Below are 19,852 nucleotides of genomic sequence, written 5' to 3'. Positions count from 1 at the left end.
AACAGCACACTGCCATGTAGGTAATTAACGATAAAGGGGTCACTTTGAACAATGTTTAAGTATACGGTTTGTTTTGTAAAGAAGAATGATGAACTTCTCATGCTTAATCGGGAGAAAGCTCCTATTATGGGTGTTTGGAACGGGGTGGGGGGCAAAATCGAGAAAGGTGAAACACCTGATATAGGTGCCCGGCGTGAGGTATTAGAGGAAACGGGCATAGAGGTAGGAACCTTTTTTTCTAAAGGAACGGTAACCTGGGAAACTCCAGAAGGTAAATTGGATGGAATATATGTATATTTGTATATGGCAGATGCAGATTTAATATATGAAACACCGAAAAAAACGCGGGAAGGCATTCTTGATTGGAAATCCATTGATTGGATACTTCATCCGCTTAATCTCGGAATTGCCGAGATGGTCGCGCAGTATTTGCCGGTTTTATTGAAACAAGAAGGAAACCATGCATTCACTTACAAAAATGGCCAGACATATATTTCATGAACCAGCCTTACTTAAAAAAGGGATACTGCCTACTTAGTATCCCTTTAAATATGTTACAGGGTTTCTTTTTGAACTAACAGGTGCTTTACTTCAATAACAAGGTCGTTGCATCAACCTTTTAGTTATGCAATGAAAGGAAGATTTTGTTAAAATTAATAGTTGGAGAATATATAGAATATCCGGATATCAAATCGGGGAGTTGGAGGAGGAAAAATGAAGATAATAGAACTGCCAATTGAATTTGAATTTAATGGGCAAAAAAACTACATTAATCCTAGCTTGATTATTTTGAAGGATGAACTAACTTTGGTCGATACAGGTTATCCTAATTTTTTACCTTTAATTGAATATGAAATGATAAAAAATGGTTATGAAATGAAGAATTTAAAGAATATAATCATCACTCATTATGATATTGATCATATAGGTTCCTTATTTGAATTCAAGGAAAAGTATCCTTCTATTAACATTATGGCTAGTGAAGTTGAATCGAAATTTATTAGTGGTGAAATGAAGTCAGAGAGATTGGTTCAAGCCGAAGGAATGCTAGAAAATATGCCAAATGAAGAAATCGAATTCGGTAAATGGTTTATACAACAATTAAAGAAATTGAAGCATGTTTCAATTGATGAAAAGGTACATGATGGTGATTTGATTTTAGATGACGAATGCAGGGTAGTGGCAACACCAGGGCATACTTCAGGGCATATTTCATTATATTTTCCAAGTTTAAAAAGTGTAATATCAGGTGATGCAGCTGTTAAAGAGAATCATGAATTAGGCATAGCCAATCCACAATTTTGTTTAAATGTCGAGGAAGCGGAACAGTCTTTAAGTAAGATTAAAGATCTTAAAGCTGATAGTTACTATTGTTATCATGGTGGGACATTCACTTTATGAGGGTTATACAATTTGATTTCCACTCTAGGCACTCGCTTTCCGCGGGCGGTCCGGTAGCCTCCTCGGCGCTTGCCTGCGGGGTCTCCCTTGGACGCGCTTTTCTAAGCAGGAGTCTCATACCTTCCGTTCCAATCAACTGGAACGTTTTTTAAATAAAAAACTATAGGAAAACTGACTTTTTTTCCCTTTTGGCGATAGTCTTGAGGGGGTGGAATGGCTCATCGGTTTTCTTAATAGTTTTTTAGATTTCTGAAATCGACTGGAATGTTTTTTAAAGGCTGTTTTCGCATACTTTGTTGCTATTTACCAAGTAAAGCGGTGTGGTTGATTTCCTTTCCCCTCCAGATGCTCGCTTTCCGCGGGGCGGGCGGTGAGCCTCCTCGGCGTGAACGCCTGTGGGGTCTCACCTGTCCCGCTGCCCCCGCAGGAGTCTCGCAATCCGCTCCAATCAACCTTAAATCGTTTCGTTTTAAAAATAACAATCTTTACGAAAACAGCCTTTTTAAAAAATTCGATTTTCCGATCTTTGAATCAGTTAAGGTACTGTTTTAATATGTCTAATCCTATTTTTAACTCATCAAATGAGTTTGTGGAAGAAAGTGCAATACGCAAAAACATATCAGGGGTGGTCTGCCCGCTTTGGAAACGATTGGAATGAAAAACTCGAATACCGCGCCTTTTCAGATCCGTTTCCAGCTGTAACGCATCGTTATGTCCTTGAATGGGAAGCCAACGATAAAGACTGAGAGGATGTCCAACATCCTTTCTTAAAGGGAAATATTCCGAATAAATGTCATTTGCAGTCAGTGCAAGCTGTTTCTTTTGAGAAACAATTTCATGAGCCTTTCCTGATAGGATAAGCTCCGTGATAACCTCTGCATCAAAAGAAGAGGTCTTTACATTTATGTTGAAAATGGCCTGGGAAATTTTCTCGCGGAATGCATCCCCATAGACCATATAGGCAACTCTTAATCCAGAACATATTGACTTAGAGGTACCGAGAATATAAATGCTCTGTTCTGGAAGCAACTGGTACATGGGCTGCCGGTAATCGGAGATGATGCCTGCCGTCAGAAATGCATGGATATCATCCTCAATCAAAATTAAACGATGCTTACGGATGACCGCAGCTATTTCTTGCTTTCGAATATCTGACATCATGATTGTGGTTGGATTGTTGCAAGAGGGCATCAGAAAAATGCCGTCAATATTTGTTTGGCAACACTGCTTTTCAAGTTCATCTGGCAGCATGCCGAACTGGTCTCCGGGAATGGGCACTAACTTAATATGGAACATCTTTGCCAACTCGATGAAGTTTGAATAGGTGTATAAGTCGGTTGCAATTCTCTTGCCAGGCTCAAACAGGGCAGCCAAGGCAACTGCCAATGCATTTTGGGCACCGGAAACGATTGCTATATGCTCTTGATCCGCATGGATGCCGAAAGATTCCATCCAGTTTAGCGCTGCTGTTTTTTGATGGGGAATACCAGTCGGGTCGTTGTAATTCAGCAGCTGCTCCAAATAACTTTTGTTCACGGTTTTTTGAATGGTTTCTGATACAATATCATTGGTTTGCTCAAAAGATGCCACAAAACCAAGATCGATGCTATTTGCCGTTTTATCCACGGAAATGGTTATAGAACGATTGGCATTGGGAGCCACAAAGGTTCCGCTTCCCGTAACGGCATATATTAATCCCTTTACCTCGCATATTTTGTAGGAACGGGTAATGGTGGTGAAGTTTAAATCAAGAAAATCTGCCAATTCTCGCTGCGGAGGCAACTTTGTTCCAGGTGCTAAAAAACCATTTGTTATATCTTGTTCAAGTAATGCTGCAAGAGATTTATAAAAAGGGCGCTTTAATGCTTTCTTATCAGGTTTCCAAGACATTGGATAATTGTCAAATGAATTTACTGGCATGCTTCACCTCTACTACCTTATTCCATACAATCATATCATTTTTTGTATGGAATTCTAATGATGAAACGGGATGATTTATATAAGGAACATCTATCAGTACCCCCATTTTGATGAAATGGGGGTATTTTATTTAAATTGTAATCCATACAATTAACTTGTTTTTTGTACGGATTTTCTATGTTAAGTTTAAATAAATTTAGCCATCAGGATGTGATTTATATGAAAAAAAGAACTCAAATGCTACCTGCATTTCGTGCGGCCTTTCCGTACACAATGCCCATTTTTGCAGGTTTTTTATTTTTAGGCATCGCTTATGGGATCTTTATGAATTCATTAGGTTTCAGTGCGATTTACCCGATATTGATGAGTCTTACAATATTCGCAGGATCAATGGAGTTTATTGCAGCCAATTTATTGCTTGTCGCATTCAATCCGATTAATGCACTTTTTCTAACATTAATGGTGAATGCACGGCATTTGTTTTATGGCATTTCCATGCTGGATAAGTACAGGGGGACCGGGAAAAAAAAGCTGTATCTGATTTTTGGGCTTTGCGATGAGTCTTTTTCCATCAATTGTACCGTTGATGTTCCGAAGGATGTAGACAAGGGCTGGTTCATGTTCTTCGTGACACTGCTCAATCATTCCTATTGGGTGATGGGATCAGCGATTGGCGGCATTTTTGGCTCTCTTGTCAAATTCAACACAGAAGGACTCGATTTTGTTATGACGGCCCTCTTTGTAGTCATTTTCATTGAACAGTGGATGAAAGAGAAAAACCATCATAGTGCTCTCGCAGGGCTTGGGCTGTCAGCAGTCTGTCTTATTATTTTTGGCGGAAACAATTTCATCATCCCTGCCATGTTTTCAATTTTGGGGGTACTCACCTTACTTAGAAAGCCATTAGAGAAAGTTGAGGTCAAGACCGTATGACAATGGATTTAACGCAGCAAATCATTACAATAGCAATGGTTGTACTGGGCACAATGCTTACAAGGTTTCTTCCATTCATCGTTTTCCCATCAGGTAAACCCACACCGAAATATGTACAGTATCTCGGTAAAATCCTGCCATCCGCGGTAATTGGGCTTTTGGTCATTTATTGTTTAAAGGATGTGAGCTTACAATCCGGAAGTCACGGCATCCCTGAATTTATGGCGATAGCGGTAGTTGCACTGCTTCACTTTTGGAAGAAAATGATGCTCCTTTCCATAGCGGGGGGAACGATTGTCTACATGATGTTGGTTCAATTGGTTTTCTAAATTGATAATGGTATTGGAAGGGGTAGGTAATGGTGAAGAAGAAAATTGATGAGTCTCAAATTCATGAAAAACACTATGAACAAATTCATGAGCAAGTGAAAAACGATCCGTATGCTCAGTCGTTAGGCATTCAGTTAACGAAATTCGAGGCAGGTACTGCAGAAGCAACGTTAGAAGTGCAAGGCACTATGGTAAATGCATATGGAACGGTTCACGGGGCAGTTATTTACGCTTTGGCAGATCATGCTTTTTCCGTAGCCTGTAATGCATATGGAAAAACATCATTAGGACTCTCGAGTAACTTTGTAAAAAGGGATATTGTACCAAATCATTTACATTGCTTTTATTTTTCGCGAAAATAAAGGTACAATTAATACTTACTTAGCTTAAGGATTTTAGATAATAAAAGATAATGAGGTAGGATAAAATGATTGCAAAAACAGAAGAGGATTTTAATGGTTTGAAGGAAATTGGCAAAATCGTTGCCTCCATTAGAGATGAATTGGTAAAAAGAACAATTCCAGGGATAACGACCAAAGAACTTGATGATGTAGCTGGAGAACTTTTAGAAAAGGCGGGTGCAGTTTCAGCTCCAAAAGGTGAATATGATTTTCCAGGCTATACTTGCATTAGTACTAATGAAGAAGTGGCACACGGAATTCCGGGTCATCGGGTTATTCATGAAGGGGATCTAGTGAATATAGATGTATCTGCTTCAAAGAACGGTTATTTCGCAGATACAGGAATCTCATTTGTAGTAGGGGAAGGAGAAGAAGTATTAACGAAATTATGCGACGTTGCCAAAAAGGCATTTGAAGCAGGTCTTAAGAAAGCGAAACCCGGTGCCAAAAAAAGCAGAATCGGAAAAGCGGTATTCGAAACAGCGAGACAGCATGGATTCACCGTTATCAAAAACCTTACAGGACATGGTGTAGGACGTGGAATACACGAAGCGCCTGACCATATTTGTAATTATAATGATCCATGGGATAATGAACTATTAAAGGAAGGGATGGTTATCGCATTCGAACCATTTATCTCAACCCTTGAAGAAGAAGTATTCCAGAAAGAAGACGGTTGGACCTATGCGACAGAAAAAAGCTATGTAGCACAATTGGAACATACGATTATCCTTACTAAAAATGGTCCGATTATTGTCACACTTTAATTCAATTTTCGATCGGTGAACGCACACTTAAATAAGGGAGTTGCTTTTAGCAGCTCTTTTTCTTATGGAGTTAAAGGGGCAGGCTAGCATTCCTGCAGTCTGCGGTACAGTTTTTGAAAATTCGAACGTTGATTGGAACATAGGGCACGCGCTTTTCCGCGGGAGTCTCGACCTTCCGTTCCAATCAACTTTGTTTTAACAGTTAGATAGAATCCTTTTGCCTACAGTCTTTTTTGTTTTGGCTGTTTTCGCATACTTTGTTGCTATTTACCAAGTAAGCGGTGTGGTTGATTTCCCCTCCAGATGCTCGCTTTCCGCGGGGCGGGCGGTGAGCCTCCTCGGCGTAAACGCCTGTGGGGTCTCACCTGTCCCGCTGCTCCCGCAGGAGTCTTGACCTTCCGTTCCAATCAACTTTGTTTTATAGCCACGTACATTACTTCTGTTTCTCTAACGCTAATTTCAACCCTTTTTGATAATATTGCTTCATCATTTCTTCAGGAACCATGCTTCCGCCAGTCCCCCAAATAATATGTGTACCATTGCTCATCTTTTCCGTTAACTGATGCTTTTGTATATAATCGATGCCCTCTTTACATAATTTACTTGGTCCTATCATGCCTGCCAGTGCGGAAGGTTCTAAATGGATCCCCTCTGTATCGACCAGTTCCTTTAGCAACTTATACAACTGTTCATCGCTAACCGTATAATTGCCGCTTAAAAAGGGTTCCATCGTTTTACCCACAAACCCGGATGGTTTTCCTACAGCAAGTCCATCCGCGTCTGTTACATTATCGATGCCAACATCTTGTACAGAAACTTTATCATGGAGTCCAGTCATTAAACCGAGCAGCATGCATGGCGAGTGGGTAGGTTCTGCAAAGAAACAGTGAACATGGTCTTGATACAATAATTTCAAACCAAATGCTACGCCTCCAGGACCACCGCCCACTCCGCATGGAAGGTAAACAAACAAAGGATGGTTTTCATCGACGATTATCTCCAGCTCTTCCAATTGCTTCTTTAAACGGGATGCAGCCACTGCATATCCTAAAAATAGGTCGTGGGAATTTTCGTCATCCACAAAATAACATGTTGGGTCACTATCCGCTTGGATACGGCCTTCCTCTACAGCTTTACTATAATCAGCTTCATATTCAATGACTTTGACATTTTTGCTTCTAAGCAAGTCCTTTTTCCACTGTTTTGCATCAGCTGACATATGAACGGAAACATTAAAACCTAACTTTGCACTGATGATGCCAATACTAAGTCCTAAATTTCCAGTCGAGCCTACTGCGATTGAATATTTTGAGAAAAGGGTTCGGAACCTATCACTATCCAAAATCGAATAATCATCTTCCATTGTTAACAATTGATGTTGGAAAGCTAATTCTTCCGCATGTTTGAGAATTTCATAGATCCCGCCTCTTGCTTTAATGGATCCTGATATAGGAAGGTGACTATCACATTTTAGTAATAATTCTCCTAATATAGGTTGTTGATAATCCTGTTCCAGGGATTGCTTCATGGCAGGAATTCTCACTAAAGGAGATTCTATGATACCGTTCGTCCCTTTTGTTTCAGGGAAAACCTTGGCGATATATGGGGCAAAACGTTTCAACCTTTCCTCTGCATCTCTTACATCTTCTTGAGTAAGGGGGGATTTTTTAATTCCTGTTTGAAATTTTTCGACATTTGGATTGAGCCAAAATACTTCATCCGTCGAAATGAGCTTCTTTAATAAGGGATATTTGTCTTTCCATGATTGTAATTCTTTGCTTTCAATCTCTTTCATTGGGACCCTCCTCATTTTCTTGTAACAAGTTGTTTGGTGAATTATAATTAAATAAAATTTAATATAGTTTAACACACAACCATCTCGTTGTTAATTTAAATTAATTTTATTTAAATCTGATTTAATATATCGTTAAGGAGTAGCGGTTATGGAAAATATAGATATTGGCAAGAAAGTTGAAAAATATAGAAAAGCTAAAGGGTTGAGTAGTAGAGAGTTAGCAAAATTAGCTGAAATTACACCTTCCATGTTAAGCCAGATTGAACGGGGGTTGGCGAATCCTTCTATTCAAACCTTAAAGGTCTTAGCTAAAACCTTGAATGTTCCAACATTTAGTTTTTTACTGGAAGAAACGATTACGGAGGATTTAATCGTTAGGTCCAGTAAACGTAAGAAAATGATCATTGATCATTTGTCTTATGAGTTATTGTCACCAGATTTTACGGGTAATTTGGCAACAGCAATTATGAAAGTTCCTCCGAATATTTCCTCGTCGGAAAATCCTCTAGAACATAGAGGAGAGGAAGTGGCATATATTTTGGAAGGGAAAATCAAATTGTATTTAGGTGAAGAAGAATATATATTGGAAGCTGGTGATAGTGTGAAAATACCAGCAAATTTCAAACATAAATGGGAAAATAGTTTTAATCAGAACGCAGCTGTTTTATTTTCAGTTACCCCGCCTGCGTTTTAATGAAAATATTTTTCTTTCACAATGGGGCGCGATTCTTTAATGAGGATCGCTTTTCTAATGGAACTAAAGGGGCAGATCATGTGTAGAAGGACTATTTCGTGGATAATGGAATTATAATGAATGGAATAAATATTGAACTTTAGGACCGAGGTTCCTTAAAAGTTGCTTGATTTTAATAATTTTAATTGGATAGTAAGGGGGATTTTAGTATGAAAATAAAATGGTTTGGACATTCGGCCTTTTTACTAACATCCGAAAGTGGAACCAGGATTCTTATTGATCCATATTATCGTTTCATCCGTTACCGTATGCCGAATGTTGAACCAGATATAGTTGCCGTTACACATAATCATTTCGATCACAATAAAATTCAAGCTGCAACAGGTGAATACTTGCTTGCTAATGAACCGAAGGAATACATCCGCGAAGATGTAAGAATTAGTGGATTCAAGACATTTCACGACAAGGTGAATGGCGAGAAGAGGGGCCCCAATATTTTATATCGGTTCCAAATGGACGGTCTAACTATCTGTCACTGTGGAGATTTAGGGCATCTATTATCGGAAGAACAGGTAAATGAAATTGGAAAAGTAGATATTCTCATCATTCCTGTAGGAGGTACATTCACGATAAATGCACTGGAAGCCACTCAAGTGATGCGTCAATTGAAATCTACTATTACAATTCCCATGCATTATAGAACAAAGGCATTGTCGGTTGTTGGCCTGATATTTTCAAAGGTAGATACGTTTCTTCAGATTTCCGGACAGCGAACAACCGAAGTTGGGACATTGGATATTTCCAAAGGGAATTTGTCAGAATATGCTGGTGTCGTAACTATGCTGTATGAATGAATGGATAAGAAATCCTGTTTATGCATCATTAATTAGGTTAGTTCAAGTAGAAAAAGGGCGGATACTAATCTAATCAGTGATGTTGAATCAATTAGACTTCCACTTTACGTTATAAGCGGATAGAATATAAATAAAAAGGTGATTACAATTAAAAAAGTAAAAAGTATCCTATTTTTTCTTCTTGGGTCCATATCTCTTTTGATTGGTATTGCAGGGACTGTGTTACCAGTTCTGCCGGGCGGTCCGTTTTACTTATTTGCTGCTTTTTGCTTTGCTAAAAGTTCCAAGTCGATTGAAAACTGGTTCAAAAGCACCTCACTATATGAAAAATACGTTGAAGCATTCCTGCAAAAAAAAGGTATGACTCGAAGAGAGAAAATCAGAATCAATTTAATTGCCGATTTCTTCATCGTCATTTCTGTATTTTATGTGGACATCCTATTAGTGAAGATCTTATTGATAGGGCTCGCGCTCTACAAACATTATTATTTCATTAAAAAAATTAAGACAATCGATCCGAACAATACAAAACAAAGAGCTTTTTGAACCTTCAAATAACGGGTCCTTACTTCAATAAGGGAGTTGCTTCGGCAGCTCTTTTTCCTATGGAGCTAACGGGGCAGGGGAGTAAGAAAATCAATGTATTTTGGATAAGGAGGCCGCCATTTGGCGGCCTTTTGAATGTAAAAAGTGCCCTTGATCGGCGGGTCATGCATGCATTAACTCAGTGAACGAACTCCTTTAGTGTGTGTGTTGTGAATTTTCAAAAAATAATATTGCAAAATGTAAACGATTCAAATAAAATCAATTTAAGGTAATTACGTTTTTTTAACCTTAAAATAAGCAATTGAGCTAATCCTTGAGAGTTAAGCTAATGTGTCCTATTTTTTGGGGGGATTTTGTCCCATCCATTAGGTAATGTTAGCTTCCTGAAGTATTAACTTAAAAAAATCTGAAAGGAGTACAGTACAAAGCTATCCATGTTTGCAAATAATAATATACCCCATTAAGAGAGAGGGAATTTCATGAATCAAGAACGATATTTGAAAAAGAAAATGGGCTTTTGGTCACTTACTGCATTATCCCTTGGAGGAATTATTGGATCAAGTTGGCTTTTTGGACCATGGAATACGGCAAAAATGGCTGGACCAGCTGCTATTATGTCTTGGGTCATTGCTGCATTCGTCATTACGCTAATAGCTCTTGTTTATGCTGAATTAGCAAGGGTAAGACCAGAAACAGGCGGTTTAGGTCGTTATCCCCTTTATTCCCATGGAAAATTGCTTGCTACAGTGACTAGTTATTCGATTTGGCTTGGCTACTGTGCCACTGCACCCGTTGAATCATCGGGAGTTATTCAATACGCTAATGAGTTCTGGCCAGGCCTATATGATATATCCAAGGAGCAACTTACGACAACAGGAATTCTAGCATCGACTGTTTTAATGGTGTTCTTTGTTGTGGTGAACTATTTTGGAGTGAAATTATTTGCTGTCACGAACACCATAATTACCACGATTAAATTTTTAGTGCCTGTCCTGACCATCGTTGCTTTTTTTATGACAGGTTTTCATGAAGAGAATTATACAAGTCATGGGTTTGCCCCTAATGGATATGGCGCAGGATTAAGCGCAATCTTAACTAGTGGTATATTTTTTGCCTATACAGGATTCGGGAATGTGGTAATGATGAGTGGCGAGGTGGTAAACCCAAGACGGAATATTCCGCTTGCCCTTATCACATCGCTTTCAGTCTCGGCAGTTTTATATGTTTTGCTTCAAATCGTTTTTATAGGGGCCGTACCGCCCGAAATGCTGGCTAATGGTTGGAGTGGAATTAAATTTGACTCTCCATTTGCGAATTTAGCACTTATGGCGAATATGGTTTGGCTGTCTTGGACCATTACAGCGGACGCCATGATTTCCCCAACTGGATCGGCGCTTGCTTACACAGCCGGAACTTCAAGACATGTTTTTGGAATGGCGAAGAGTGGATTCATTCCTTCTTATTTCGGAACTATTAATAAAAGATTTGGCGTTCCAACACGTGCACTCACGCTCAACTTCCTCATTGGGTTGCTTTTCTTGTTCCCTTTAAAGAGTTGGACTGCAATTGTAGCCATCGTTGGAGCGATCGGGATTTTTAAATACGCCTCAGCATGCGTCACGGTAATGGTGTTTCGTAAGGTTGGTTTGACAAAAAACAACGGTATCCCAGGCATGAATTTTATCGCTCCTTTAGCCTTTGTATTTGCCACTCTACTTATCTATTGGACAAATTGGAGCAGGGTTCAACTTGCCATTTGGGGATTGGCAATTGGAATTGTTGGATATTTGATTACTCACTTTATCAATAAACATAAATCGATGGAAATCATTGGCGGGATCTATCTTGTCATTTATATTCTGATGCTCGTTGGGATTTCGTCAATCGGGAATTTTGGTGGTAAGGGTATTATTCCAGAGCCATTTATGTCTTACATCGTGGCAATAATAGGATTCGTTTTTTACTATTTCGCTGTTTATAACGGAGTCTGGTACATGAGGAAAAAGGGGAATGTACAAGAATTGCTGGATATGGATAACAATTAAATGTAACTCATTTTACAAAAGGAGAAATGGTTATGAAGCTTTGGGGCGGACGTTTTAGAAAAGAAGAAAATAAATTAATGGAGGACTTTAATCGTTCTCTTCATGTTGATATGAGGCTATATTCTGAAGATATTAAAGGGAGCATTGCACATGTAAATATGCTTGTGAAATGTGAATTGCTTACCAAGGAAGAAGGAGAAAGTATTGTAAAGTCACTTCTTTCTATATTGGAAGATATCGAGAGCGGAGCATTGGTGATCGAAGGGGATTTTGAAGATATTCATAGTTTTGTTGAAGCAACATTAACGGAACGAATAGGTGAAACAGCAAAAAAACTCCATACAGCAAGAAGTCGTAATGATCAAGTTGCTTTAGATATCAGGCTTTACGCTAAAAATAAGGCGTTAGAAGTGATCGAGTATATTGAAGAGCTTCAAAATAACCTGGAAGAAAAGGCAAAAGCAAACAATGTGATCATGCCAGGATACACCCATCTACAGCGAGCTCAAGTAGTAACTCTTAAGCACCATTTAATGGCCTACTTCAATATGCTGGATAGGGACAGAAAAAGAGTTCTTAATGCAATTGAAATTATGAACGAAAGTCCACTGGGGTGTGGAGCATTGGCAGGGACGACTCATGTTATAGACCGAGAAATGACAGCTGAGGAGTTGGGATTTTTAAAACCTGTAAACAATTTCCTCGATGGTGTTAGTGATAGAGATTACCTTTTAGAATTAATGTCTAGCTTTTCGATCATCATGATGCATTTAAGCAGATTAAGTGAAGAACTGATTTTATGGAGCAGCCAAGAGTTTAAATTCATTACTATTGATGATGCATATTCTACAGGAAGCAGTATCATGCCTCAAAAGAAAAATCCTGATGCAGCAGAGCTTATAAGAGGAAAAACAGGACGAGTATATGGTTCTCTTACTTCACTTTTAACAACGATGAAAGGGTTACCATTGGCTTATAATAAAGATATGCAGGAAGATAAAGAACCATTTTTTGATGCATTGGATACAGTTTTGTCTTGTCTGGAAATTATGTCTAATATGATTTCTACCATGAAGGTGAATACTGAGAATATGAAAAAAGCTGTAAAATATGGCTTTCTCAATGCAACAGAAGTCGCTGATTATTTAGTTAGCAAAGGGGTTGCGTTCAGAGATGCCCACAGTATCGTTGGTTCTATCGTCATTTATTGTGAAGATCATGATAAAGCAATAGAAGAGTTGACCCTAGACGAATTGAAGAGCTTAAATCCATTAATTGAAGGGGACTTATTTAACTTTATTGATTATCAAAATATATTAAATAAAGGCATTAAGGTGAACTTATTAAAATAATCTAGTTTTTTCAATTGAAGAGCTATAGCATAGAAGATAAGTACGGTCTATGCTAATAGCTCTTTATATTTTTTAAAACACATAATCAAACTCCCCTTTTAAAACAAGAGATACAATGTCTTGTGATAAATGTTTTTCCAACAGAAGAAGGATTAAACTTTAATTTCTTTCATTTTAAAGATAAGATTAAAGAAATTAAGTTTTTTGAACTAAGGAGAAAAATATGTATAAAATTGGGGTAGTTGGTCCTAATTCATCAGTTGAGCGCATTATTAATTTAGGTAAAGAATATGAGTCGATCATGGAATTTAAAGCCTACCCATATGAGGATTTCAGAGAAACTGAAAAAATCGTTTTGGAATTCAATAAAAATGTGGATGTCTGGTTTTTTTCTGGCCAAATTTCATATATGGTTGCAAAAAATACTGTAGGAATAGGGGAAAACCTATTATATATTCATCATACTGAATCAGGCATCTATAAAAGCCTTTTGCATATGGGATATTTCCAAAAGGAATTTTTAAGTAAAGTAAGTATCGATGAAATAACTACAACCCATTTAGAGCAGGCGTTAAAACAAATAGATATTACTCCAAAAGAAATGTATATAAAAAACTTCCATATTAATTCAAGCACGGAAGAATTAATCGCATTCCATCTTGATTTATGGAAAGCCGGAAAAACGGAAGGTGCAATAACTTGTTTCGAGGCTGTATATCTAAACTTAAAAGAAGCAGGAGTACCAACCTATCGAATATCTACAACTGATATGGAAATTCGCCAATCATTAAGAATTCTTGCAGAAAAATCGAGAACTTTTTACTTTAGAGACACCCAAATTGGTGTTCAAATTATTGAAATAGAGCATTTTGAGAAAATATTTGAGAAAGCTAAAAGCTCGTACCATCTACAATTTTTAGAGATAAAATTAAAAGAAACCCTTCTTGGATTTTGTGAGCAATTGGAGGGATCATTAGTTGAGAAGGGAAACGGCCGCTACTTTATCTTTAGTACAAGGGGTACGATTGAATCCAAAATCAAAGATTTAAAAGATACTGTCTTTCAGTTGTCAAATGAATCGAATGCTACTGTAACCGTAGGAATTGGATATGGTCAAACACTTCACTCAGCGGAAATAAACGCTCAGCGTGCCATCCAGCTTTCAAAAGAAAAGTCAGAGAAGGGCATCGTCATTGTACAAGAGGACGGAACAATGATCGAGTCTGCGGGTGAAGAGGAAGAATTGCGTTTTTCTTACCGGATAGATGACAAGGATTTTATGGAAAAACTAAAAAAAGCCAAAATAAGTGTGAAAAATTATAATAAATTATATGCTTTAGTTAACAGATTGAAACTGAACGATTTTACAATAAAAGATTTAACAACGCATCTCTATTGGGATGAAAGTAATGCACGGCGTATTGTAGTAGGTTTATGTGATGTCGATTTAGCAGAAATCATTGGTGAGGAATCTTATTCTTCTCGAGGAAGACCAAGTAAAATCTATCGTCTAAAATAGCACCCATTTTTCGGAATCTTTCTTCAAGTTGAAAAAGGAGGAAAAACATCAAATGCAAAATTGATGTTTTTTTATTATCTATCTTTTAAAAAACATCGACTTGAAGAACTGTATCCGACACGGCGGTTCCGGAACTTGTCGTTACTTTTAATGAGAGATTATCTCCTGCTTGAAAAGAAACGGAAACATTATTATTAATATTGGAAGTTTGTGAACCTGTCAATGAAACGGTAAGGGGTGTATCAACACCGTTTTTACGAATTGTCCAAGTATCTGTATTAGAAGTTCCCGGTCCAATAACAGCTCGTACATCCAGCGCTTTCAAAAGGCATTTTTGACTTAATCGAATGAAAATTTCCGTATTTGCAACAGAAGCCGATCCTGGCCGATAAAATCGGACTGTTCCTTTTGGTAAGCTGCCTGGATCACCCCAAATAATGGTGGAGGGCTGTAAAACGGTAGAAAAACCCAAATTATTTGCATTCGAATTGTATAAATTTGTAGTGCCGATACTCAAAATTCCTGCTGTTTGGGAGACATCTGCTGTAACTCCTTGGACAGTCGATGCACGTATAAAAAGCTGTGCTCCTGCCTGATTTACTTCAGCGCCTATATAGGAACCAGCTCCACCTGCATTTGTTAATAAAAGATTACTATCACGGCAATTGAATCTATGTGTATTTGTATTTACCAACAAAGCCCGTTTTATACCAAGGCCAGCTGAGTTTACTGTTATTTCCGAAGCTCTGACAGCATCAACGCTGTCAGAAGTATTTCCTGTGCCAAATGAATGAATCCCATAAACATTGGAGGTACCTGTAGTCGAGGCAGTGGAATTATCCACTTTTATGGATGTTGTTCGTATTTTAGCTGTTTGTGAGGTCGTTCCAGGGAAAGCGGCTCCAATTAAATTAACATGATTTGATGAAGTTAGCTGCAAAGTGATATCTTCTACTCTTGTATTCTCACCCATGGTCAACAAAGTTGTGTTTACTCCTACATTTTGTTGACGGATTATTACAGTCAAGGAACTGATCCCTCTTAATGAATTCCCTGCAGGCATTATGATCTTTTCGTCATAAATACCTGGAAGTACAAAGATTGTTATTCCGGTTGCGCCCGTTGCATTAATTGCTGCTATGGCCCCATTAATTGTTTTGAAAGGACTTCCGCCAATTGCTGCTTCTGAGTCATTCCCTGTTTTCATTACCAAAGCTGTATTAGCTCTGGATATTATCATTTCTAATATTCCCATTTGCACCTACCCATTCTCTTCATTTATGTTTTTAAAATAGTCTCGTTCTATAATATGTTGTGTAATAAATCTATGCATGGATAGCCATATCATTATGTGCTCCTGCCTATAGTTTATGGTTTAAGAGATTCTTGCAGACTTCTAAATACATAACGTTCCGATAAAATTAATTATCTTGGTAAATTATTTTGCTTTCCGTGACCTTGTAAAACCAATATCCAAACGTTTTTCATAAGGTAGTTTCACATTGGTCTCCATTGAGACTAAATCGAATCAATCTGAATTATTTGCCGTTCCCTAATCCGAAGTATGAAATAAGATAAATAATAGGGGGATGGACAACCTCTTAAGGACTGTCTGGAAAAACCCCTTACATTTGAAAGAGAAAGGAGTCAAATAAATGCCAATAATCAAACCTTTTATGGCATCCAGAAAGTATACTGCCACAATAGGAGACGGTACAGGTACAGGTGCGACGTTTGCCATTGCAGCAACAACCTTTACGGATGACGCTGGTGCAGCTGTAACTGCATTTCCAGCTTCATTTGCTTATTATGTTTTATATATAAATGCTCAGATTCAAACAGCTGATACCTCAACCCTCACTCCTACTACTTTAACTATTCCAGATGGCGATACACTTGATGATGCAACCCCAATCGTTATTGAAGTTGTAGTCAACTAATACTCATGATTTGCTAATGAAAAAATGCCGGTAATCCATATAGGATTGTCCGGCATTTTGTTTATTGGATGCGTAAAAGCTTTCCGCTTTGTCTTTATCCATAAATTATTACAAATTGAAGAATAATAGGGGCTCCGGATAGGGGTAACTCGTTAGAGAATGTAAGTTTTCCTTGTTTCACGGTGTAATTTATATTTGGCTGTAAAATTCCATTTATAAATAAGTTTATATAAGATACGCTGTTTGGATCAAGAATCCCGGAGCTTCCGTATTTTAATACTCCATCTTGATCGGTATAAATCCTTTTTATACCGTCAGAGATTGCAGTATATTGAAAAGTTTTTACCTTTAAAATGTTGGCCGGATCTGGGGTTTCCCTCACTGGATAAATATTTGGACAACCTCTTGGCGGACTTGGTGATAAACAAATATTTTTATTCTTCAATCCTGTTTTCTTTTGTTGCTGGTACATGTTGTGATAACTGATTAATTTCTTGGTCATGACTTGCTATTCAGTCCTCCTTTTTGGATAAGATGCTTCGAAAATCTCTGTAATTGTTCTATATCTCCCTTACCCTTATATATTCATTTCATTTGGTTCAGGTATGGGTTCTACAGCCACTATAGTTTCCATATCATACACATTTATTTTCTCTTTCCGACCTTCCGCTTCTTTTAACTTCAAGCTACCATTCTTTTTACTTTCTATCTCTTTCCCATTCCGTTTCATACATAACACTTACTAGCTGCTTCATCGATCACTACTCCTGCCAGCGACGACTTCTAAGCCGTGTAAGTACAAAAAGACCAAAACCAAAACCTAGATAGAGTGAACAACTTACAAAATATGGGGCAGGCGAAATTGTGAAGGATTGTACTTAAACTAAAGGAAAACGGTCATAATAAAAAAATCCATTTTGATCGATCTCAAAATGGATTTTTTTATTTACGCCAATATGGGGGTTAAAGAGGACATTTTGATTAATCTTTATTTTAAAGCTAAGCAGTTAAAACATTTCATTAACTTCCCATGATTCGACCATTTGATGCGCCATCCTTGGATCATATCCTTTACCCATCAGATAGGCAATAGCTGCAATTTCCATCATTGCATGAGGGATAGATGTTTTTTGAGCTTCGTTTAAACCATACTGCACCCAAGGGCCAACCTGTGACAATGTTTCTTGTTTGAGTTGGTGTGGGTTAGTGTAAAAAGGATACACGATATTACATCTTTTCAAAATATAGTTAAATATCACAATCCTATATTATGCACCTTAAATTCATCCCGTGTTCGATAATCTCCAATTTTATAGATTAAAGGTATGAATCAAAGGAATACCTTTTTCAACAATAGAGGGAGGTTAGTTTAAGTGGGGGATTTACAATGATCCGAATAATAAAAAAACAACCAGTCATATAACGGGTTGTCTTTTGGCTTGGATTCAATTTAATTGACAGTAAACATCCACGAAATACCAAATTTATCCTTCAAAGAACCGTGAAGTTTCGCAAAGAATGTTTCATGAAGATCCATATGTATAGATCCAGCCTCTTTTAATAAGCTCCATGCCTTTCTGGCTTTTTCCTCCGAGTTAAGCTCCACGCTTACAACCACTTTGTCACTATCATTCAATTCGCGTTTTGAATCAGAACCCATAATATATCCATCTTCTGTGATTCTTAATTGTGAGTATAGAACAAGTTCCTTATCACTCTCTTCAACAGGAAAGTCTGGACTTGATGGGAGCTCACCATATTTTTGCATCGCAATAAGTTCCCCGCCAAATGCCTCCATATAAAGTTTGAAAGCCTCTTCACATTCTCTATTAAACATTAAATACGGTTTAATCATTTTCATTCTCCTTTGAATTAAGATTGGATTCCTTGTCTTCTTACCAGTATATACGAACATAGGTTCTATTTTTAAATAAAAACTTCTAAATCATTCTTTTTTATTAAGGCTGTTTTCGCATTCTTTGTTGCTATTTACCAAGTAAAGCGGTGTGGTTGATTTCCTCTCCAGATGCTCGCTTTCCACGGGGCGGGCGGTGAGCCTCCTCGGCGTAAACGCCTGTGGGGTCTCACCTGTCCCGCTGCTCCCGCAGGAGTCTCGCACTTGCGCTCCAATCAACCTGAAATAGTTTCGTTTTAAAACAACAATCTTTACGAAAAGAGCGCCTTTATTAAAAACTTAAACCTGTATCATTATGTACAAAAATATCATTATTTTATTCTCCACGTGAAGGAATATAATGCTAATAAATCGTAGTATAAAGATGAATACTACATTATTAAGTGCTCTTGCAGAGCCAATTCGATTAAGGGCGGATTCGACAGCCATTGGCATCTAAACATCTAAGTGTGCTTTATATATCATGAGTGGTGGAATTTTATGCGGAAGCAAATCGTCGAATTTATAAGCTTCGTTCAGAACCCTTTAAGGCATTAAACATTTGGTTGGAACGGTATCGTGAAATATGGGAAGAAAAACTCGACAGCTTGGAACTTTATCTTAAAGGAGCTACAAAATAAAACACAATAATTGGAGGAATAAAATGTTTACAAAAACTGAAATTACCCTTAGTTTCAACGCTACTCGTGAGCTTGTATTTAAGGCATTGACCGAATCAGAACATCTGAAGAACTGGTGGGGCCCAAAAGGATGGGCTTTTGATATTTCCAAGTTTGAGCTTCGCGAGGATGGTGTCTTACATTACAGCCAGACATCTCCTGACGGTAATGTAATGTGGGTCAAATTTGTTTATCAAGAAGTAAAAGCTCCAGAGAAACTTGTTTACACCTCATTCTTTTCTGATGAAAAGGGTAACATCGTACGTGCTCCTTTTAACGACAACTGGCCATTGGAAATTCTCAATACTTTTACATTCACCGAGCATGAAGGTAAAACAGTACTTACAATGATTGGGACACCTGTATCTCCAACTGAGGAGGAAATGAAAACTTACGAGGAATCGCAGGAAATGGTACAGGCGGGCTTTTCTGGAACCTTCGTTCAACTCGCTGGTTATCTCGCGAATATTTCAGAAAAGTGATATAGGTCGATGACGATCAAAAAAACACTGAGAACACTGTTAATAGCAGAGTTCTCAGTGTTCTTATTAAAGGGTAACGAAAAAAGCCCGATTTCTTAAAATAGAAATCGGGCTCATTAATATAGGAATTCATTATCATTTTTGTAGTCTTGTGAAATTTTTCTTCCTTTAATCATTGATAAATAAGAAAAACTGTGGTAAATTTATATAGTTACACACTGTTAAATGATTTTTATATAAATTATCCCTATTTTAATTATACTTCATAAAGTCCTTTTCAGTCAACCCCTATTTTTATTT

At 37.7% G+C, this 19,852-nt stretch carries 21 protein-coding genes; 14 read left to right on the top strand and 7 right to left on the bottom strand.

Features of this window, described 5'->3' with window-relative positions; translation table 11 throughout:
- Positions 1-51: 51 nt before the first annotated feature.
- Positions 52-501, top strand: a complete 450-nt coding sequence (locus QNH43_RS22170; RefSeq protein ID WP_283915708.1) for an NUDIX hydrolase — start codon at positions 52-54, stop codon at positions 499-501.
- Positions 502-714: 213 nt separating this feature from the next.
- A complete protein-coding gene (locus QNH43_RS22165; RefSeq protein WP_283915707.1) occupies positions 715-1,401 on the top strand; it encodes an MBL fold metallo-hydrolase in 687 nt (228 codons plus the stop codon).
- Between the two features lie 531 nt (positions 1,402-1,932).
- On the opposite strand, the gene QNH43_RS22160 is transcribed toward QNH43_RS22165, so the two are convergent.
- Positions 1,933-3,321, bottom strand: a complete 1,389-nt coding sequence (locus QNH43_RS22160; RefSeq protein ID WP_283915706.1) for an aminotransferase-like domain-containing protein — start codon at positions 3,319-3,321, stop codon at positions 1,933-1,935.
- 177 nt (positions 3,322-3,498) lie between these two features.
- On the opposite strand from QNH43_RS22160, the gene azlC reads away from it, so the two are divergent.
- The 4 genes from azlC to map all read left to right on the top strand — a co-directional run bounded on the left by azlC (position 3,499) and on the right by map (position 5,751).
- Positions 3,499-4,254: an azaleucine resistance protein AzlC gene (gene azlC / locus QNH43_RS22155; protein WP_283915705.1), complete on the top strand. Its 756-nt coding sequence runs from the start codon at positions 3,499-3,501 to the stop codon at positions 4,252-4,254.
- The gene (locus QNH43_RS22150; protein ID WP_144528885.1) at positions 4,251-4,583 is read left to right on the top strand and encodes a branched-chain amino acid transporter permease; all 333 of its coding nucleotides are present in this window, start codon (positions 4,251-4,253) and stop codon (positions 4,581-4,583) included. The genes azlC and QNH43_RS22150 overlap by 4 nt, the downstream gene beginning before the upstream one ends.
- Before the next feature lie 32 nt (positions 4,584-4,615).
- Positions 4,616-4,945, top strand: coding sequence for a PaaI family thioesterase (locus QNH43_RS22145; protein ID WP_283915704.1), 330 nt, complete (start codon positions 4,616-4,618; stop codon positions 4,943-4,945).
- A gap of 65 nt (positions 4,946-5,010) precedes the next feature.
- Positions 5,011-5,751, top strand: a complete 741-nt coding sequence (gene map, locus QNH43_RS22140; protein WP_283915703.1) for a type I methionyl aminopeptidase — start codon at positions 5,011-5,013, stop codon at positions 5,749-5,751.
- Between the two features lie 433 nt (positions 5,752-6,184).
- Here the strand turns inward: map and QNH43_RS22135 are convergent, their stop codons facing one another.
- Positions 6,185-7,546, bottom strand: a complete 1,362-nt coding sequence (locus tag QNH43_RS22135) for a D-serine ammonia-lyase (protein ID WP_283915702.1) — start codon at positions 7,544-7,546, stop codon at positions 6,185-6,187.
- Positions 7,547-7,694: 148 nt separating this feature from the next.
- On the opposite strand from QNH43_RS22135, the gene QNH43_RS22130 reads away from it, so the two are divergent.
- The 6 genes from QNH43_RS22130 to QNH43_RS22105 all read left to right on the top strand — a co-directional run bounded on the left by QNH43_RS22130 (position 7,695) and on the right by QNH43_RS22105 (position 14,556).
- The gene (locus QNH43_RS22130) at positions 7,695-8,240 is read left to right on the top strand and encodes a helix-turn-helix domain-containing protein (protein ID WP_283915701.1); all 546 of its coding nucleotides are present in this window, start codon (positions 7,695-7,697) and stop codon (positions 8,238-8,240) included.
- A 209-nt stretch (positions 8,241-8,449) separates the two neighbouring features.
- Positions 8,450-9,094 carry an MBL fold metallo-hydrolase gene (locus QNH43_RS22125; protein ID WP_283915700.1) on the top strand — a complete coding sequence of 215 codons (645 nt, stop codon included), beginning with the start codon at positions 8,450-8,452 and terminating at the stop codon, positions 9,092-9,094.
- A gap of 138 nt (positions 9,095-9,232) precedes the next feature.
- On the top strand, positions 9,233-9,640 hold the full coding sequence (locus tag QNH43_RS22120) for a YbaN family protein (protein ID WP_283915699.1): 408 nt from the start codon (positions 9,233-9,235) through the stop codon (positions 9,638-9,640).
- Between the two features lie 479 nt (positions 9,641-10,119).
- Positions 10,120-11,685 (top strand): APC family permease, encoded by a 1,566-nt coding sequence (locus QNH43_RS22115; protein ID WP_283915698.1) that lies wholly within the window; start codon positions 10,120-10,122, stop codon positions 11,683-11,685.
- Between the two features lie 32 nt (positions 11,686-11,717).
- On the top strand, positions 11,718-13,037 hold the full coding sequence (argH, locus tag QNH43_RS22110) for an argininosuccinate lyase (RefSeq protein ID WP_283915697.1): 1,320 nt from the start codon (positions 11,718-11,720) through the stop codon (positions 13,035-13,037).
- A 223-nt stretch (positions 13,038-13,260) separates the two neighbouring features.
- Entirely contained in the window at positions 13,261-14,556 is a 1,296-nt protein-coding gene (locus tag QNH43_RS22105; protein ID WP_283915696.1) for a hypothetical protein, read from the top strand.
- 85 nt (positions 14,557-14,641) lie between these two features.
- Here QNH43_RS22105 and QNH43_RS22100 read toward each other — a convergent pair whose 3' ends face one another.
- A complete protein-coding gene (locus tag QNH43_RS22100) occupies positions 14,642-15,811 on the bottom strand; it encodes a hypothetical protein (protein ID WP_283915695.1) in 1,170 nt (389 codons plus the stop codon).
- Between the two features lie 400 nt (positions 15,812-16,211).
- Here QNH43_RS22100 and QNH43_RS22095 point away from each other — a divergent pair, with 400 nt between their 5' ends.
- Positions 16,212-16,496 (top strand): DUF4183 domain-containing protein, encoded by a 285-nt coding sequence (locus tag QNH43_RS22095; RefSeq protein WP_283915694.1) that lies wholly within the window; start codon positions 16,212-16,214, stop codon positions 16,494-16,496.
- A 94-nt stretch (positions 16,497-16,590) separates the two neighbouring features.
- Here the strand turns inward: QNH43_RS22095 and QNH43_RS22090 are convergent, their stop codons facing one another.
- The 4 genes from QNH43_RS22090 to QNH43_RS22075 all read right to left on the bottom strand — a co-directional run bounded on the left by QNH43_RS22090 (position 16,591) and on the right by QNH43_RS22075 (position 18,351).
- The gene (locus QNH43_RS22090; RefSeq protein WP_283915693.1) at positions 16,591-16,998 is read right to left on the bottom strand and encodes a DUF4183 domain-containing protein; all 408 of its coding nucleotides are present in this window, start codon (positions 16,996-16,998) and stop codon (positions 16,591-16,593) included.
- A 75-nt stretch (positions 16,999-17,073) separates the two neighbouring features.
- Positions 17,074-17,226: a hypothetical protein gene (locus tag QNH43_RS22085; RefSeq protein ID WP_283915692.1), complete on the bottom strand. Its 153-nt coding sequence runs from the start codon at positions 17,224-17,226 to the stop codon at positions 17,074-17,076.
- A gap of 277 nt (positions 17,227-17,503) precedes the next feature.
- A complete protein-coding gene (locus tag QNH43_RS22080; protein WP_283915691.1) occupies positions 17,504-17,653 on the bottom strand; it encodes a hypothetical protein in 150 nt (49 codons plus the stop codon).
- Positions 17,654-17,946: 293 nt separating this feature from the next.
- On the bottom strand, positions 17,947-18,351 hold the full coding sequence (locus tag QNH43_RS22075) for a VOC family protein (protein WP_283915690.1): 405 nt from the start codon (positions 18,349-18,351) through the stop codon (positions 17,947-17,949).
- A 703-nt stretch (positions 18,352-19,054) separates the two neighbouring features.
- On the opposite strand from QNH43_RS22075, the gene QNH43_RS22070 reads away from it, so the two are divergent.
- Positions 19,055-19,552, top strand: coding sequence for an SRPBCC family protein (locus QNH43_RS22070; RefSeq protein WP_283915689.1), 498 nt, complete (start codon positions 19,055-19,057; stop codon positions 19,550-19,552).
- The last annotated feature ends 300 nt before the right edge of the window (positions 19,553-19,852 follow it).

Origin of the sequence: Peribacillus simplex (assembly GCF_030123325.1) — a bacterium.
In the GTDB taxonomy this organism is placed as follows: domain Bacteria; phylum Bacillota; class Bacilli; order Bacillales; family DSM-1321; genus Peribacillus; species Peribacillus simplex_D.
Note: the sequence above shows the minus strand (reverse complement) of the source record. Positions and strands in the feature narration are given on the sequence as shown.

Coding starts and splice junctions, on each gene's coding strand:
- QNH43_RS22170 (WP_283915708.1), top strand. CDS start 52: ATGTTTAAGTATACGGTTTGTTTTGTAAAGAAGAATGATGAACTTCTC.
- QNH43_RS22165 (WP_283915707.1), top strand. CDS start 715: ATGAAGATAATAGAACTGCCAATTGAATTTGAATTTAATGGGCAAAAA.
- QNH43_RS22160 (WP_283915706.1), bottom strand. CDS start 3,321: ATGCCAGTAAATTCATTTGACAATTATCCAATGTCTTGGAAACCTGAT.
- azlC (WP_283915705.1), top strand. CDS start 3,499: ATGTTAAGTTTAAATAAATTTAGCCATCAGGATGTGATTTATATGAAA.
- QNH43_RS22150 (WP_144528885.1), top strand. CDS start 4,251: ATGACAATGGATTTAACGCAGCAAATCATTACAATAGCAATGGTTGTA.
- map (WP_283915703.1), top strand. CDS start 5,011: ATGATTGCAAAAACAGAAGAGGATTTTAATGGTTTGAAGGAAATTGGC.
- QNH43_RS22135 (WP_283915702.1), bottom strand. CDS start 7,546: ATGAAAGAGATTGAAAGCAAAGAATTACAATCATGGAAAGACAAATAT.
- QNH43_RS22130 (WP_283915701.1), top strand. CDS start 7,695: ATGGAAAATATAGATATTGGCAAGAAAGTTGAAAAATATAGAAAAGCT.
- QNH43_RS22125 (WP_283915700.1), top strand. CDS start 8,450: ATGAAAATAAAATGGTTTGGACATTCGGCCTTTTTACTAACATCCGAA.
- QNH43_RS22115 (WP_283915698.1), top strand. CDS start 10,120: ATGAATCAAGAACGATATTTGAAAAAGAAAATGGGCTTTTGGTCACTT.
- argH (WP_283915697.1), top strand. CDS start 11,718: ATGAAGCTTTGGGGCGGACGTTTTAGAAAAGAAGAAAATAAATTAATG.
- QNH43_RS22105 (WP_283915696.1), top strand. CDS start 13,261: ATGTATAAAATTGGGGTAGTTGGTCCTAATTCATCAGTTGAGCGCATT.
- QNH43_RS22100 (WP_283915695.1), bottom strand. CDS start 15,811: ATGGGAATATTAGAAATGATAATATCCAGAGCTAATACAGCTTTGGTA.
- QNH43_RS22095 (WP_283915694.1), top strand. CDS start 16,212: ATGCCAATAATCAAACCTTTTATGGCATCCAGAAAGTATACTGCCACA.
- QNH43_RS22090 (WP_283915693.1), bottom strand. CDS start 16,998: ATGACCAAGAAATTAATCAGTTATCACAACATGTACCAGCAACAAAAG.
- QNH43_RS22085 (WP_283915692.1), bottom strand. CDS start 17,226: ATGAAACGGAATGGGAAAGAGATAGAAAGTAAAAAGAATGGTAGCTTG.
- QNH43_RS22075 (WP_283915690.1), bottom strand. CDS start 18,351: ATGATTAAACCGTATTTAATGTTTAATAGAGAATGTGAAGAGGCTTTC.
- QNH43_RS22070 (WP_283915689.1), top strand. CDS start 19,055: ATGTTTACAAAAACTGAAATTACCCTTAGTTTCAACGCTACTCGTGAG.